Source organism: Gemella haemolysans, assembly GCF_012273215.1.
Classification (GTDB): Bacteria; Bacillota; Bacilli; order Staphylococcales; family Gemellaceae; genus Gemella; species Gemella haemolysans_A.
On record NZ_CP050965.1, the window covers coordinates 1,098,761 to 1,114,980 of the forward strand.

Consider the following 16,220-nt stretch of genomic DNA (forward strand, 5'->3'; position numbering starts at 1 on the left):
TATCTTTTCTTATTACTACTAGATAAAAATATCCTTTTGTGCTAAATTCTCAATACACTCATCATAGTATGCTGCATCATGTTCTTTATAAACCGGCTTATTTATTTTATACTCTTTTAGATCGTTATGAGGAGCACAAATTTTTCCTCTGTAATTTTTATCTAGCCATTCTTTACTAACATTATAGCCTCTATTCTTCATTTCCTGCATGATTAATTCATGATACTTGAAAAGGAAAAATGGCTTATGTTCAAATACATAATCTACCGTTGAATGTTTCTTACCCCAACCATTTCCTCTTAATGCGCAGCATTCTCTATGTTGACCTAAAAGTTGTTGCCTTGGTAATTTTGATATTAGTTCTTCATGCCAAAGTCTCATCTTGTCCTCCATTAATAAGAGTAGATTCTTCCAAATATTTATTTGGATATTTCTTTAGAAGTTGTTTTACTTCTTTTATCAAATCTTCTTTTTTGTATTTATTATTATGATATTCTTCAATCATTTCAAAAAAATTTTCTTTTTCTTCTTTTGTTGCATATTTTTTAAAATATCCCCAAACGTGATGCAATGCATTCGTTACTTGTCCTTTATCTTCAGGTAAACTTACAGCTTGTTTTATAAGCTCACTGACTTTATTTCGAGATACTTCTTCTTGCTTTAAATATGTTCTAATTTCTAAGTATATTTTACTTGAATGACTTAAAACAAGATATTTATTTTTTGCCCATAACTTTTGACATTGAACTCTTTCTTCTTTATTATTCATTTTATCCTTTCGAAAACAGTTTATTTTTAATATCCATATTATATTATATCTTATGTTTTTTTACTACATATTGATATCAAACTGTATAAAAAGTTCCTTATTAAATAATATCTTAATAAGGAACCTCTGTATTATATTTTTGTTGTATTAAATTTAACCATGTTCTTTTGGTTTGCTAAGTCCATTTTTATACGCAATAAATTTAATAGATTGTCATTGTCAATCGATACTTTTCCTGAGTCATCTACTTGAATTTCAAGGTATTGTTTTTCTTTTGCCAAATAATCCATACCTTGTAAATCCACGTATCCATCACCTTTGAAATCAACTGATGCTAAGTAAAAAATAAATTTAGAAAATCCTTTTTCTGCAATATTTTTACTTGTTGCATTCATTTGAGCTAACGGCTCAAAAAATGTTTTGTAGTTTGGTTTATAAGTAGCTTTAACCGTGTATTGATATGTATCGATAGTTGGGGCGATTAAAGATAAGTAAACAGTATTACCCTCAACTTTATAATCTAAAAAATCATAAGCTCCAGCCTTACCATAAGCATTACCATTAACTTTTAGAATCATAGGACCATATTCATCCATATCATAATTAATATTTTGATATTTAAAATTAACATTTTCTTCCGATGGAATCATAGATTGTTTTAAATCATTCCAAACCTTTTTATACATTTCTTTTTGATTATTAAAACCTGCTGCTTTCACAATAACATCGATATTTTCTTGGTTTACATAGAATGCATCAACAACTTTAAGTGCTTCTTGTACTTTTTTATCAGTTATGATTTTACGTTTTTCGGATAATTTACTCTGAGCTCGCTTTAATCCAGTTAACTCGTGATCAAAACTTTTCCCAGTATTTTGCTCAGTATAAGTACGTTTAGTACCAACAGGTGAAACTTTAGCATTCCAATCAAAATCTTTACCTGGACCCTCAATAGTTTTTTGTTTTTGCTCACTCTGCTTATTTTCAGTTGATTGTTTAACACCACACCCAACTGTACCAATAGATAACAGTGTTGCTACTGAAATTAATAAAATATTTTTCTTCATATACTTTCCTCCTAAATAACTATAATATTATAGTCACTATGATTATACCATAACAAAAAAAGAAGTGCTAATTTTAATATACACTTCTTTTTAATAATTTTTACTTTTAGAGTACCAATGAAATATTTCCATATAATATTATTCTAAATATACCTATAATAGCTAAATGTATTGGATAATAGTAGTAGAAGAACCACTTAGAACCAATATGTTTTCCTCTGGTACCATCATATCTCATTAATAATGGTAGAGAGAATAAAGTTGCAAACTGTAATACTCCATAGAATACATCTATAAAGATAATATAAATAGCAGCATAAACACTTATCCATATAACATAATCGAGTATTTGTTGTTTTTTACTATCTCTATGATTATATAGAAAGAATGGCATCATTAGGGCTATTGAAGACCAATCCGCTACAAAAGTTAATAAACAGAACACTATAATTGTTAAAATCTTTAATGTATTATTTATCTTCTCATTTTTAAAGATTGCGATCAATGCAACCGACATCGCCAATGGGAATAAGACACTTGTTTTATTAAATATACTTCCTGTAGTTATATCAAATGGTACACCTAGACCGAAGCAAAATGCAAAGTGACTGATAACAGCAAAGCTAATAATTCTAAAGAAATATTTTTTAATATCTTTTGTATAATAACATCCTTCTGCGATAAAATACCACATAATTGGCGCTGTTAAACGTCCTACTATGTGCATAAATACTGGTATCGGTTCTTTAACTAAACCTGGATATAATAGCCACGCTAAATGATCAATTGTCATAGCAATAATAGCTATATATTTTAACTGAGTTCCATCAAACTTTAAATTTTTCATTTTCTTCCTTTCTATACTATTTTGACTTTATTTAAAAATATTAGTTTATATATTACTCATAAATTTAGGGTAATGAGAATACTCTACACTAAGATATATTATCATATTAAAATACATTATACAATTATTTATCTAAACAATATATATAATTCAAAAATAAAAAAGACTTTCAAGAATAAAAGTCCTTCTTATCTAAACATGGCTATTTCTAGACTATCCATATATTGAGCTAATGACTTATTAAATTTTTCATAATCAGCTACTTGAAATTCCTCTGTAGCACAGGCTACTGAACATCTAGCAACTTGTAGTTGATTAAAAAATGTTATCATTAATGGTACACCTATTATTTTAGAAATACCACGTATTGTCATCCTTCCAGCTTCTTCTAATTCCATAACTTGTTCTTTTGAATTTATATTTACTATTTTATCATCAACTAAGACTTCAACATTATCATAGTAATCATAAGCTAATTCAACAGCTCTACAAATATGCTCCCAACCTACTCTATAAGTCAAGCTATATTCTGCAAATAACCATCCATTTTCTTTTTCTACACCTAGTAAAAGCATATTATTTATCTCCTATATATTTATGTATTAGTTTAATTATATTCTAACTTAAACTTATAAGCAATAAAAAATGCCTAAGTTATTTCACTTAGACACTTTATATATTATCTTTCTTTTGTTAAAATTCCATCTTTCATTCGATAAACATGATCACATTTTTCAATCATTCTATTATCATGAGTTACCATAATAATTGATTTATTTTTTTCTCTACATTCTTTTGAAAGTAAATCTACAACTTCAAACGCTCTATCTGAGTCAAGACTTGCTGTAGGTTCATCAGCTAAGATGATTGCCGGATTATTGTAAAGAGCTCTAGCAATAGCTAATCGTTGCCTTTCTCCACCTGATAAGTCTTTTGGTAATTTATTTTCTAAATGATCTATTCCTAATTCTTTAAATAGGGAGTTTTGATCTTGAAGTGTTTGTTTTTTTTTCTTATTTATTCTATCAACTAATTCTAACTGTTGTTTTGCAGTTAAAAATGGAACAAGATTAGATGCCTGCAGAACAAATCCTATATCATTAAATCGTAACTTTGACCTTTCTTTCTCAGATAGATTAGTATAATCTTTTCCATTAATAATTATTTGACCTTTTGATGGAGTTTGTAAACCACCAGCTAACGTTAAGAAAGTTGATTTTCCTGAACCTGATGGACCTATAATCGCAATAAATTGACCTTCTTCTATTTTAAAATTTGTTTCTTTCAAAGCTTCTATCTCTTTATTTCCATCTTGATATGATTTAGTAACATTTTTAAATTCTAATACATTCATATGACACCTACCCTATTGCTTTTAATGGATCAATTTTTCTAATAGCTAAAACAGAGAATAATGTTCCAACTAAAGAAAAAATAATCAAACTAACAAAGATAATACTGTAATAAAGTCCATTTCCTAAAAATGGTACTGCTGATGGTAATACAAGTGATGTTCCCCATGTTCCAACCAAACCTAGTATACTTCCAACTAATGAAAGTAAGAATGTTTGCGATAAGACAGAAATTCCAATCATTCCATTCGAGATTCCTTGTGCTTTCATTATACCAAAAATAGGTGTTTTCTGAATAGTAAGTACATACATGAAGATCCCTATAATAATAGCAGAAATCACTATTAGGAATCCTATCATTAGTCCAAATGTTAAAATTTGAGCACTATAACCAGGTAATTCATTAATAAAATCAGCTATACTAACTTTTTGGAAGATAGAACTGTCGTAATCCTTTAATTCTCCTTTTACTACGAAAGCATTAATCATAAGATTATCAGTTGATTTATTATTACCATATTTCAACACTTGAAAATCATTAATATTCATATATACTACAGGTGCAACATTAAACCTTGATTTTTCCGTGTAACCTACTATTTTTAATTCAATATCTGAGTTAGCTGTTTTAAAAGTATCCCCTATAGAATATCCTTCTTTTTCAGACAAACTTTTTTCAATAACAACTTCATTTTTAGATTCAAAAGTTCTACCTTGAATTATTGGAGGAATTAAAAAACTTCCATTATTTACTCCAAAAATACTGATTTTTTGTTTTACATCCTCATTTGAACTCTTCTCAGTTTTAGAAACTGTAACCATTTGACTAAAAGGTTCAACATTATCTGCAGATAAAGATTCTTTATCTGATAATTTCAGATTAGATAAACCAATAGTTTTATTTGCTTCTGAAGAAAGCAATACCGTATCCGCCTTCCAATGATCAATTGAAGATCTATTCTGATCTATCAATCCAAAAGCTAATCCGGATAAGAAAAACATCAAATATGAAACTAGTGTAAGTAATCCTACAATTAGACTATACCTTAACTTAGCATCCTTTATTTCATTAATAGCTAAAAACATTTTTTCTCCTTAAAATATAAAATTTTTATTCATAAATAATAAATTGCATTATACTAAGCATATAGAATAAAACTTGTAAAGTCAAGTTATTAAACTAAACCGAATATCTATTGTCGTTATTTATGATTAAATTATATTTTTCGATATAAAACTAAAAAGGCATTTAGAACCTTCCAAATACCTCTTTTGTTAATAGCAAATTATTAAAATTATTATTTATTAATCCAACTGTTTACTGTATGAGCAATTTCTAGAGGATGCTCCATATACATCTCATGACCACAATTTTTTAGTAACTCAACATCAAAATATTGTGGAAGTTTATCTAGTGATATCTTTCTCCATTCAGGTTCTTTATCATATGCTGGAGCTATAAATAATACGTTTTTTGATTTTAAATTTCTTTGATATGATCTAATAACTCGACGTAATTCAAGTAAATAAGAGACTTTTTCGAAATCTAAATCTAGCTCAAATTTTTCTAATGCACTATTATAACGATATGAATTTTTTAATGCTTCTTCCAGATTTTCTGACCAATAATAAGATTGAGATTTTTCATTGGCTATAACTTCTTCTAAATTTGTAAAAGTATGCTGGTCAAAATAAGCTTTTGCTGCTTCTAACTCATTTTCAAGAGGCATTATTTCATCTAAATTCAAATAGCCTCCATCTAATAAAATGAGTTTAGTTACTTTCGGACTACGTGATGATAAAAATCTAGCTAAATCACCACCTAATGAATGACCAATCAGATAAACCTCTTCATCATCTTTTATTGCATTATTAAACCAATTTTGTAATATTTTTTTATCTTGTATCATTTCTTTATAAGGATTTAGAAAAACAGTATCTACTTCAAGCTCTTGAAAGAAATCCTTTGCGAAATAATAATTACTGCCTAAACCACCTATAAAATATACTTTAATTTTTTGATTCATCAATTCTTCCTTCTCCTAAAATAAATTAATTTTCTAGAAAAATACTATAAACGATTATATACTAAAACTTGTTAATTATAATTTTTAAAAATAATAATTAGTAATATACTAATTATAAGTAAGATAAACTGAACTACGAAAATAACTAACGCAATCTTATAAATAGATATATACTTACGAACTTGAATAGTAGTATTAAAAATAAACTCTCGAAATCTCTCATCACTTTCAAATGAAATAATATACTCCCCTTCATCAGCTTGAAAACAATATATCTCTACTCTTCTCCAAATAACCCCTAAACCTTTAGATCTATAAAATACTTCTTCTAGAGATTTTTTTTCACCAGTATTTTTATTAGCAACAGTTATCCTTAAATCTCTAATGTTAGTAAAAGAATACCTCTTATCTTTTATCCAAATAGAGTATTTCCCACCTTTTCTGATAATAAATTCCTCTTTTTTAATCCCGGTAGATAATTCACAAATTGCTTTATTTCTAAAAAATTTTATAACAATTAAACTACAAATAAATAATAAGACTATTAATATCAAGGCTAATATATAAATTATAGTATTCACAATCTTCTCCTTTTCTTTACTAACTTATAACGATAAATTATATACTTATAATAATATTATAAGCTATTAATTTTATGAGAACAATAGTAAATTAATATGCTATGATATATAATAGAAATTTAATAAATAAATATTCAAAAAACTATTATTCTTATACCTATATATGATTATAAAAACTCTATTTAGAATAATTAATTAAAAAATCGAAGCTAATTTCTTAACTTCGACTTTTTACTATTACTCAATATCCCTAGAGTAATTAGATTTTATTTTAATAATATATAAATTATTTGAATTTATTATATTATTTCCCCTATACTACCTTTAAACATATTATACACCTCTTATAGTTTTTCTGCAAGGATTTACCAAAATTTGTACGTATTTTATAATAAAATTATAAAAAATAATTATTTTACACTGAAAATACTATATTAACACATATAATGTTCTAAAACTATCAAATACCTCTAATTAAATATGAACATTATGTAAATCTATATTAAGTATATAAAAAAAGCAAGGTGAAATTCACCTTGCTTTATGTATTTCAATACGAAATTATTTAACGATTGAAGTTACAACACCTGAACCTACAGTACGTCCACCTTCACGAATTGAGAAACGAGTTCCTTCTTCGATCGCGATTGGAGAAATAAGTTCTACGTTGATTGATACGTTATCCCCAGGCATTACCATTTCAGTACCTTCTGGTAAAGTAACTACACCAGTTACGTCAGTAGTACGGAAGTAGAATTGAGGACGGTAGTTTGTGAAGAATGGAGTGTGACGTCCACCTTCTTCTTTAGATAATACGTACACGTCAGCTACGAATTGAGTGTGTGGAGTGATTGTTTTAGGAGCTGCTAAAACTTGTCCACGTTCGATATCTTCACGAGCAACACCACGTAATAATGCACCGATGTTATCTCCTGCTTCAGCGTAATCTAATAATTTACGGAACATTTCAACACCTGTTACAGTAGTTGAAGCTGGTTCTTCAGTTAATCCAACGATTTCTACTACGTCTCCAACTTTAACTTGTCCACGTTCAACACGTCCAGTAGCAACTGTACCACGACCTGTGATTGAGAATACGTCCTCAACTGGCATCATGAATGGTTTAGCGTTATCACGTTCTGGAGTTGGGATGTACTCATCAACTGTTTCCATTAATTCGATGATAGCTTTTTCTGCATCAGCGTCTCCTTCAAGAGCTTTAAGAGCAGAACCTTTGATTACTGGTAGTTCATCTCCATCGAATCCGTATTCAGATAATAGTTCACGAACTTCCATTTCAACTAATTCTAATAACTCTTCGTCATCAACCATATCACATTTGTTTAAGAATACAACGATTTTTGGTACTCCAACGTTACGAGATAATAGGATGTGCTCACGAGTTTGAGCCATTGGTCCATCTGTAGCAGCGATTACTAAGATAGCTCCGTCCATTTGAGCAGCACCAGTGATCATGTTTTTAACATAGTCAGCGTGTCCTGGGCAGTCTACGTGTGCGTAGTGACGGTTTGGAGTTTCATACTCGATGTGAGAAGTGTTGATTGTGATACCACGTTCTCTTTCTTCTGGTGCGTTATCGATTGAAGCGTAGTCTTTAGCTTCTCCACCATAAGTTTTTGCTAATACAGTAGCGATAGCTGCTGTTAAAGTAGTTTTACCGTGGTCAACGTGACCAATTGTTCCAATGTTAGCATGTGTTTTACTACGGTCAAATTTTTCTTTTGCCATTTTAAAAATGTCTCCTTCAAGTTAATAAAATTTTAATTTTTTAAATTAGTCACATAGCATTCTATGATAACTATATTTTATAATGTTACAACGAAAATTGCAACTATAAAGAATATTTTTTATTATCCTTTATTTTTTTTGATAATTTCTTCAGAAATTGATTTAGGTACTTCTTCGTAGTGGTCGAATACCATTGAGTAAGTACCACGTCCTTGAGTTGCAGAACGTAGAGAAGTTGCATATCCGAACATTTCAGATAATGGTACTGAAGCACTTACTACTTGTGCGTTACCACGAGCTTCCATACCTTCAACTCGTCCACGACGTGAAGTGATATCACCCATGATATCTCCTAAGTATTCTTCAGGCATTACAACTTCAACTTTCATGATTGGTTCTAAGATTACTGGGTTACATTTTTTAGCAGCTTCTTTAAGAGCTAATGATGCAGCAACTTTGAACGCCATTTCAGATGAATCGACATCGTGGTATGATCCATCGAATAATTTAGCTTTAACGTCGATTAATTCGTATCCAGCTAATACCCCGTTTGCCATAGAGTCTTTTAATCCTGCTTCTACTGCTGGGATGTATTCACGTGGAACTACCCCACCAACGATAGCATTTTCGAATTCAAATCCTGCACCTGGCTCATTTGGAGTGAACTCAATCCATACGTCCCCGTATTGTCCACGTCCACCAGATTGACGAGTGAATTTACCTTGTACTTGTGCAGCTTGTTTGAATGTTTCACGGTAAGATACCATTGGAGCACCTACTGTACATTCAACTTTGAATTCACGACGCATACGGTCAACGATGATGTCTAAGTGAAGCTCACCCATACCTGCGATGATAACTTGCCCAGTTTCTTCGTCAGTTCCAGCACGGAATGTTGGGTCTTCTTCTTGTAATTTTTGTAAAGCTGTTGACATTTTATCTTGGTCAGCTTTTGATTTTGGTTCAACTGAAAGTTGGATAACTGGTTCTGGGAATTCCATTGATTCAAGAATAACTTCGTTTTTCTCGTCACAAAGTGTGTCCCCAGTAGTAGTATCTTTAAGACCAACAGCTGCAGCGATATCACCAGCGTAAACTTCAGCGATTTCGTTACGAGTGTTAGCGTGCATTTGCAGGATACGTCCTACACGTTCACGTTTACCTTTAGTTGAGTTTTTAACGTATGAACCAGATGATAAAATACCTGAGTACACACGGAAGAAAGTAAGTTTCCCTACGAATGGGTCAGTCATAACTTTGAAAGCTAATGCTGAGAATGGTTCTTCATCTGAAGAATGTCTTTCTACTTCTTCATCAGTATCTGGGTTAATCCCTTTAATAGCAGGTACGTCTAATGGAGATGGTAAGTATTCTACTACTGCATCTAGCATTGGTTGTACACCTTTATATTTGAAGGCTGATCCACATACTACAGGGAAGAATTCTACTGATAAAGTAGCTTTACGGATTGCAGCTTTAAGCTCATCAATTGTAATTTCTTCTCCACCTAAGTATTTTTCCATGAAGTCTTCATCGAATTCTGCAACAGCTTCGATAAGTTTTTCACGGTATTCTTCAGCTTGATCTTGGTATTCAGCTGGGATTTCTTTTTCAACAAGATTTTCCCCAACGCTACCTTCGTTGTAGATAGCTTTCATCTCAACAAGGTCGATTACACCTTCGAATAGATCTTCAGCTCCGATTGGAAGTTGAATTGGGTGTGCGTTAGCTTGTAATCTGTCGTGGATTGTTCCTACAGAGTATAGGAAGTCAGCTCCTGTTTTATCCATTTTGTTTACGAATACGATACGAGGAACTCCATAAGTTGTAGCTTGACGCCAAACTGTTTCTGTTTGTGGTTCAACACCTGATTGCGCATCTAATACTGCTACTGATCCATCAAGTACACGAAGTGAACGTTCAACCTCAACTGTGAAGTCTACGTGTCCCGGTGTATCGATGATGTTGATACGGTGGTTTTTCCATTGAGCAGTTGTTGCAGCAGATGTAATAGTGATACCACGTTCTTGTTCTTGTTCCATCCAGTCCATTTGTGAGTTACCATCGTGAGTATCTCCGATTTTGTGGATTTTCCCAGTATAGAACAGAATACGCTCTGTAGCAGTTGTTTTACCTGCGTCAATATGAGCCATGATACCGATATTACGAGTATCTTTTAAAGAAAATGCTCTAGTCATGAGTCAATTTTCTCCTTTCATAAATTTTTAAATGTTTTGAGTAATTTGTCTTTTATAGTGAAAAACTCAAGCTATAAAATAGCTTGATATTCACCCTATAATTACCAACGATAGTGAGCAAATGCTTTGTTTGCTTCAGCCATTTTGTGAGTATCTTCACGTTTCTTAACAGCTGAACCAGTGTTATTTGCTGCGTCTAAAATTTCATTAGCTAAACGTTGTTCCATAGTTTTTTCTCCTCTTAAACGAGAATAGTTAACTAACCAACGTAGACCTAATGTAGTTCTTCTTTCAGCACGTACTTCTACTGGTACTTGGTAGTTAGAACCACCAACACGACGAGCACGAACTTCAAGAACTGGCATAATGTTGTTTAATGCTTCTTCGAAAACTTCCATAGCATCACGTCCTGATTTTTCTTTAATTAAATCAAACGCAGAATATAAAATTCTTTGAGCTGTACCGCGTTTCCCATCTAGCATTAATTTGTTAATCAATTTTGTAACTAATTTTGAGTTATAAATTGGATCTGGCAAAACGTCACGTTTTGCAACTGGACCTTTACGTGGCATAGTGTCTGCCTCCTTTCACGAATTCTTTATCAAATTTTTATCTTATATTATTTTTTCTCTTTTGGTTTTTTAGCACCGTATAGTGAACGTCCTTGTTTACGGTCGTTAACTCCTGCAGTATCTAAAGCTCCACGGATGATGTGGTAACGTACCCCTGGTAAGTCTTTTACACGTCCTCCACGAATAAGTACAACACTGTGTTCTTGTAGGTTGTGTCCGATACCTGGGATATATGCTGTTACTTCGATTTGGTTTGATAAACGAACACGTGCATATTTACGTAAAGCTGAGTTAGGTTTTTTAGGTGTCATAGTCCCAACACGAGTACAAACTCCACGTTTTTGAGGTGAAGAAATGTTAGTTTCTTTCTTTCTTTGAGAGTTGTAACCTTTGTTAAGTGCTGGTGAATCTGATTTTGATACTTTTGATTTACGAGGTTTACGAACTAATTGGTTAATAGTTGGCATTTTCCTGATTTCCTCCTTCCCTGTTTATTTGTGAATCACCTAGCCAGGTGTATCACGTTTTTAAATTTTTTATAAGCCATAGTGGCTTTACACAGAGTGCCGTAACACTCACGTACTAAATAATACCACTTTTATTTTTTCTTGTCAACACTTTTTTAAAATTTTTTTATATCTTTTTTAACTTGCTATTATCACATTCTATTTTTACACTTAACCAGGTGTATCATAATCGAAATATAAATAAACACTTCCAGGTGTATCATAATAGTATTTTTAATAAACTATTCCAGGTGTTTCGCATATGTTATTTTGTGTCGCTTTTTCAAGTATTCCATATCACTACTTTTAAATTTTCAATTTATTATATTCTTATCAACCATTATTATAGAAATAATTTAACAATTCCCCTTGTTGATTAAAACGATTACAAGTATAATATAATTATATAAGGATATATGGAGGGATACTTATGATAAACATTAAAAATCTTATCGTAAAATTTGATACAAAGTGCGCTGTTGATGATTTAAGTTTTACAATCAATGACGGAGAGATATTCGGACTTATCGGGCATAACGGAGCTGGTAAGTCTACTACAATCAAATCTCTAGTTAGTATATTAGAACCTACTTCAGGAGAGATTTACTTTAATGACCTACTTTTAAAAAATAATAGATTAGCATGCAAAAAGCAAATTGGCTATGTACCTGATTCACCTGATATGTTTCTTACATTATCAGCATTCGAATATTGGTCATTAGTCGCTAGCATATATGAAATTGATAATAAAACAAGAGATGATATTCTCAATAGGTACTGCAAATTATTTAATATGATAGGTGTTGAACACCAAGAAATTAGCTCCTTCTCTCATGGTATGAGACAAAAAGTATTTGTTATTGGAGCATTATTATCAGAACCTAAGTTTTGGATTATGGATGAACCGATGACAGGATTAGATCCACAAGCTGCATTTGACTTGAAAAACTTAATGAAAGAACATGCCACTAAAGGAAATAGTGTTCTATTCTCTACCCATGTCTTAGAGGTCGCTGAACATCTATGCGATAGAATAGGCATCCTCAGCAAGGGAAAACTGATTTTTATCGGTACACTTAACGAGCTTAAAGAACAATTTCAGGGAGATAATTTAGAAGAAATTTATCTTAATATAGTAAAAAATTCAAATTCAAATATTTTAGGTGGTGATTAAACATGAGATTCAATGTAATAAAAGAATTATTCTTAACGAATCTTCTTTATAGTTTTTCACCTCAAAGAATAAAATACAGAAAAAAATTTAGTGAAAAGAACGATATAAGACATAATCTTTTAAAAAATGTATTAATGATGAATTTTTTCAATTTCTTAAATATTTTATTTGTATTTTCAATGTTTTCTCGTGGTTTTAACTTTTCTGGACCGGGATATCGAAATATACTTTTCTTTATTTTATTATTAGTGTTTATTCAGATTTTAAATAATTTTATCAATATGTTTTACGAAAGTGATGATACATTAGCAATTATTCACTTACCTGTTACAGGATCTGAAATATTTTTTAGTAAATTGTTCACTCTACTTTCACAAGTTATTAGTAATTTTACTCCTCTAATAGTTATAAACTTGGTTATTGGATTAAATACAGAGTTTTCAATTCAAAAATTTTTCTTCGTATTAGTATATAGTTTTGCATTTATGATTACTTTAATATGTTCTATTATGACACTACTTTCATTTATTACTTATATCCCAAATTTTAAGAAGAATAAAGGGAAAGTTAATGCAGTTACAATCTTTATTGGATTAATAGCTTTAATAGGATACATATTTAATTTTGCTCATACTTTTAAAAGTAGTGGTTCTGAATATAAAGGGGATTTATTTTTAAATATACTCGTGTTAGATATTTCTATGACCTATACTTATTTAATAATAACTATAATCCTAGCAATTATCTCTTTCTTTACTACTTATATATTCGTAGTAAAAAAATATATGAAAGACTTATATAGAATATCAGGTAATACATACACATCTAGTTCTAAAACTGTAAAAATTAAAGAAAATACTAATAGTACATCAACTACACTATTTTCTAAACTAATTAAGAGAAATGTAAAACTATTGTTAAACAGTACAATTTCGACAACTGTATTTACTAATCTTCTTATCACGCTTGGTATATTTGTAATTCCAATTATAGAAATTAGAAAGCACGGGGGTATTACACTACCACCTATATTCTATCCAGTAGCTATGACTATAGGATTTACGTTAGCATTGTACATCAATTCTAATCCTATGAATTTTACAAGTATAGCAATATCACTAGAAAAACAAGATTACTATTTTTTAAAATCTCTTCCATTAGATTTCAAAAAATACCTAAAAATCAAATTAGCAATCGCCACTTGTTTACAACTTAGCTTTGGATTATTTGCTCTGATTATGATGTTAATTATAACTAAAACACCAATCTTATTAGCAATTGTAACAATAATATCTTATATTATTTCAAGTATTATCTTTTCATTCTATAGTTATACAAACGACTATAAAAAATTATATCTAAACTGGAACACTATCACAGATTTAGCTAATCGTAGTTCGATAAATCAGGTACTATTAACTATTTTAGCTTTCGGAGCTATTTTATTATTAGTACTACTTAATGTCGTGACATTCTTCTTAATTGCTATGTTGCCATCATCAGCACATATATTAGGTATACTATATTCTCTAATATTAATAATACTATTAGTTTTTGCAACAAGAAAATTGAGAAAAAATGTATTTGACAAAATATATTCATAAAACAGAGTGAGTGACTCGAAAATCGATTTTGAGTCACTCACGTTTTTATATTTTATTCTATTCCCCTATAATAATCACTATCTATTTCTCTATAAGGAGCTATATCCTGAATATATTCTAATACTCCTTGAAATTCACCATTTTCGTCATAAACCCCAGCATAAGTGACATGAACAAATTTTCCTCTTGATTCTGATTTAAACCACATTTCGTACTTATCTTTTTTTCTATCTCGTAAGTTTTTCATTATAGTTTTAACTTTCTCTAGGTACTTAGGTGGATGACATAGTTCTACATTTCTACCTATTTGCCCTGATGTGCGTTTAAAAATCATCTCTTCCTCTGAACAATGATTATTATAATATTGAAAAACTTCGTCTTTATTAACAAAAGTAATTTCCATCGGTAAATGATTTAATATTAAATCAATTTGATTTAATGACAGATAACCATTTCCGACTTTCTGAGGTGTATCCCTATTGAAAGTTTCTTCTTTAACTTCTTTTGGTTTATAGGTAATAGTAAACTCTCCTTCAGGAGTTTGAATAATTTTTGTTAATTCCCCTTCGCTTACTTCTATGACCTCACTATTATCAATAGTCTGAGTTTCAAAATCTTCTCTGTGAGGTATCCACTCTTCTTGAGGTCGAATTATTGCATAACCATAAGCATCACTGTCTTTAGCTATACTCAACCAATCGTCTTGAGTAAATGTTTCTAATAATATCATCAGAAGAATCGACTCTTCTTTAAAGATCATTTCCTCAAATTCTTTAACAAAAACTTCAAATTTTTCTTTAACGACAACTATCTCTGCATTAGGTAGTTTTCCCGCTTCTTCTTTAGCAAGTTTGAACAAATCTCTTATTTCATCATCAACACCCCACATAACCTTAGGTGGTGCATCGTGACCATATTTTTCCATTATAGGAAACATTAATTCTTCTTTACGTTTGTAATGAATATCAAATTGTCCTAATAATTGCAACTGACGAAGCAATCCTTTTAGTACTGCTTCTTTTGTTTCTCCTTCATCGAGCTTAGCATAGTTATCTAGAATTCGACGAACTCTTATTATTGCAGCTCTTAAAGCTAAATTTTCTTGTTTAAAAACTTGAACTGGGTGTCCTGGATGCTCACTATCTTCGACTTCTACATTTTTTATCGCACCTTTAAATAAATTGGCATGTACATTACATAGCTTCATTACATCTTCAAAAGTTACACCAGAATCTGAATTCATAAGCTCATGCTCCATTAAAGATATCTCAATAGCAGATACTCCAGAAAAATGTTCATTGAATTCATCTTGAACAGATTCGGCAGACTCACCTTTATGAAGTCGTAATAATATATCGCGTAAAACTTCAATTCTCTTTGTAGCCATTAATCTAACCCTACTACTTCATATCCATTAGCTTCTAATGTAGCAACAATTGTTTCAAGTTTAATTCCTGCCAACTTCGAACCCATTTTTAGCGAAGTCTTTCTCCCTATAGTATTTCTCATAATTGGATTAGCTAGTGGTTTAAATCCAAGATCAACCAAAATATCCAACACTTCTGGATGTTTATCAACAACTTGCGCAACTGGTATACTCACATCAATAATATTATCCATTTCTCATTACCTCACTACCTTATATTATTAATATAATTATATCATAAGCCATTGATAATCGCTATCAAATTAAAATGATAATATAAAAAGATGTAACTTAAAAATTTTCTCTAAGTTACATCTTTAATATTACTTTATTTCATTGAAGCTAATC

At 30.5% G+C, this 16,220-nt stretch carries 17 protein-coding genes; 2 read left to right on the top strand and 15 right to left on the bottom strand.

From position 1 onward, the window contains the following. Positions 1–18: 18 nt before the first annotated feature. From FOC48_RS05165 to rpsL, 13 genes are all read right to left on the bottom strand, one after another. Positions 19–381 (bottom strand): TIGR02328 family protein, encoded by a 363-nt coding sequence (locus FOC48_RS05165; protein WP_003146916.1) that lies wholly within the window; start codon positions 379–381, stop codon positions 19–21. Next, positions 365–769 (bottom strand): YbgA family protein, encoded by a 405-nt coding sequence (locus FOC48_RS05170; protein ID WP_003146917.1) that lies wholly within the window; start codon positions 767–769, stop codon positions 365–367. Before FOC48_RS05170 ends, FOC48_RS05165 begins: the two co-directional genes overlap by 17 nt. 131 nt (positions 770–900) lie before the next feature. Continuing rightward, complete coding sequence (locus FOC48_RS05175) at positions 901–1,836, bottom strand: hypothetical protein (RefSeq protein WP_003146918.1); 936 nt, start codon at positions 1,834–1,836, stop codon at positions 901–903. A gap of 106 nt (positions 1,837–1,942) precedes the next feature. Then, positions 1,943–2,683, bottom strand: coding sequence for a TraX family protein (locus FOC48_RS05180; RefSeq protein ID WP_003146920.1), 741 nt, complete (start codon positions 2,681–2,683; stop codon positions 1,943–1,945). 188 nt (positions 2,684–2,871) lie between these two features. After that, the gene (locus FOC48_RS05185) at positions 2,872–3,258 is read right to left on the bottom strand and encodes a hypothetical protein (protein WP_003146921.1); all 387 of its coding nucleotides are present in this window, start codon (positions 3,256–3,258) and stop codon (positions 2,872–2,874) included. A gap of 104 nt (positions 3,259–3,362) precedes the next feature. Beyond that, a complete protein-coding gene (locus FOC48_RS05190) occupies positions 3,363–4,037 on the bottom strand; it encodes an ABC transporter ATP-binding protein (protein ID WP_003146922.1) in 675 nt (224 codons plus the stop codon). A gap of 7 nt (positions 4,038–4,044) precedes the next feature. Beyond that, the gene (locus FOC48_RS05195) at positions 4,045–5,121 is read right to left on the bottom strand and encodes an ABC transporter permease (protein ID WP_003146923.1); all 1,077 of its coding nucleotides are present in this window, start codon (positions 5,119–5,121) and stop codon (positions 4,045–4,047) included. A gap of 212 nt (positions 5,122–5,333) precedes the next feature. Next, on the bottom strand, positions 5,334–6,062 hold the full coding sequence (locus FOC48_RS05200) for an alpha/beta fold hydrolase (RefSeq protein WP_003146924.1): 729 nt from the start codon (positions 6,060–6,062) through the stop codon (positions 5,334–5,336). A 71-nt stretch (positions 6,063–6,133) separates the two neighbouring features. Beyond that, a complete protein-coding gene (locus tag FOC48_RS05205; RefSeq protein WP_003146925.1) occupies positions 6,134–6,643 on the bottom strand; it encodes a hypothetical protein in 510 nt (169 codons plus the stop codon). A gap of 561 nt (positions 6,644–7,204) precedes the next feature. Further along, the gene (gene tuf, locus FOC48_RS05210) at positions 7,205–8,392 is read right to left on the bottom strand and encodes an elongation factor Tu (protein ID WP_003144664.1); all 1,188 of its coding nucleotides are present in this window, start codon (positions 8,390–8,392) and stop codon (positions 7,205–7,207) included. A 122-nt stretch (positions 8,393–8,514) separates the two neighbouring features. Further along, positions 8,515–10,590 carry an elongation factor G gene (gene fusA / locus FOC48_RS05215; protein WP_003146926.1) on the bottom strand — a complete coding sequence of 692 codons (2,076 nt, stop codon included), beginning with the start codon at positions 10,588–10,590 and terminating at the stop codon, positions 8,515–8,517. A 101-nt stretch (positions 10,591–10,691) separates the two neighbouring features. After that, positions 10,692–11,162, bottom strand: coding sequence for a 30S ribosomal protein S7 (gene rpsG / locus FOC48_RS05220; RefSeq protein ID WP_003144697.1), 471 nt, complete (start codon positions 11,160–11,162; stop codon positions 10,692–10,694). A gap of 47 nt (positions 11,163–11,209) precedes the next feature. Then, the gene (gene rpsL, locus FOC48_RS05225; RefSeq protein WP_003146927.1) at positions 11,210–11,629 is read right to left on the bottom strand and encodes a 30S ribosomal protein S12; all 420 of its coding nucleotides are present in this window, start codon (positions 11,627–11,629) and stop codon (positions 11,210–11,212) included. 469 nt (positions 11,630–12,098) lie between these two features. Here rpsL and FOC48_RS05230 point away from each other — a divergent pair, with 469 nt between their 5' ends. Both FOC48_RS05230 and FOC48_RS05235 read left to right on the top strand, forming a co-directional pair. Beyond that, complete coding sequence (locus tag FOC48_RS05230; RefSeq protein WP_003146928.1) at positions 12,099–12,842, top strand: ABC transporter ATP-binding protein; 744 nt, start codon at positions 12,099–12,101, stop codon at positions 12,840–12,842. A 281-nt stretch (positions 12,843–13,123) separates the two neighbouring features. After that, the gene (locus tag FOC48_RS05235; RefSeq protein WP_254263167.1) at positions 13,124–14,446 is read left to right on the top strand and encodes a hypothetical protein; all 1,323 of its coding nucleotides are present in this window, start codon (positions 13,124–13,126) and stop codon (positions 14,444–14,446) included. A 52-nt stretch (positions 14,447–14,498) separates the two neighbouring features. Here FOC48_RS05235 and FOC48_RS05240 read toward each other — a convergent pair whose 3' ends face one another. Beyond that, positions 14,499–15,833: a DUF438 domain-containing protein gene (locus FOC48_RS05240; protein WP_003146931.1), complete on the bottom strand. Its 1,335-nt coding sequence runs from the start codon at positions 15,831–15,833 to the stop codon at positions 14,499–14,501. Next, on the bottom strand, positions 15,833–16,066 hold the full coding sequence (locus tag FOC48_RS05245) for a DUF1858 domain-containing protein (RefSeq protein ID WP_003146933.1): 234 nt from the start codon (positions 16,064–16,066) through the stop codon (positions 15,833–15,835). The genes FOC48_RS05240 and FOC48_RS05245 overlap by 1 nt, the downstream gene beginning before the upstream one ends. Positions 16,067–16,220: the final 154 nt, after the last annotated feature.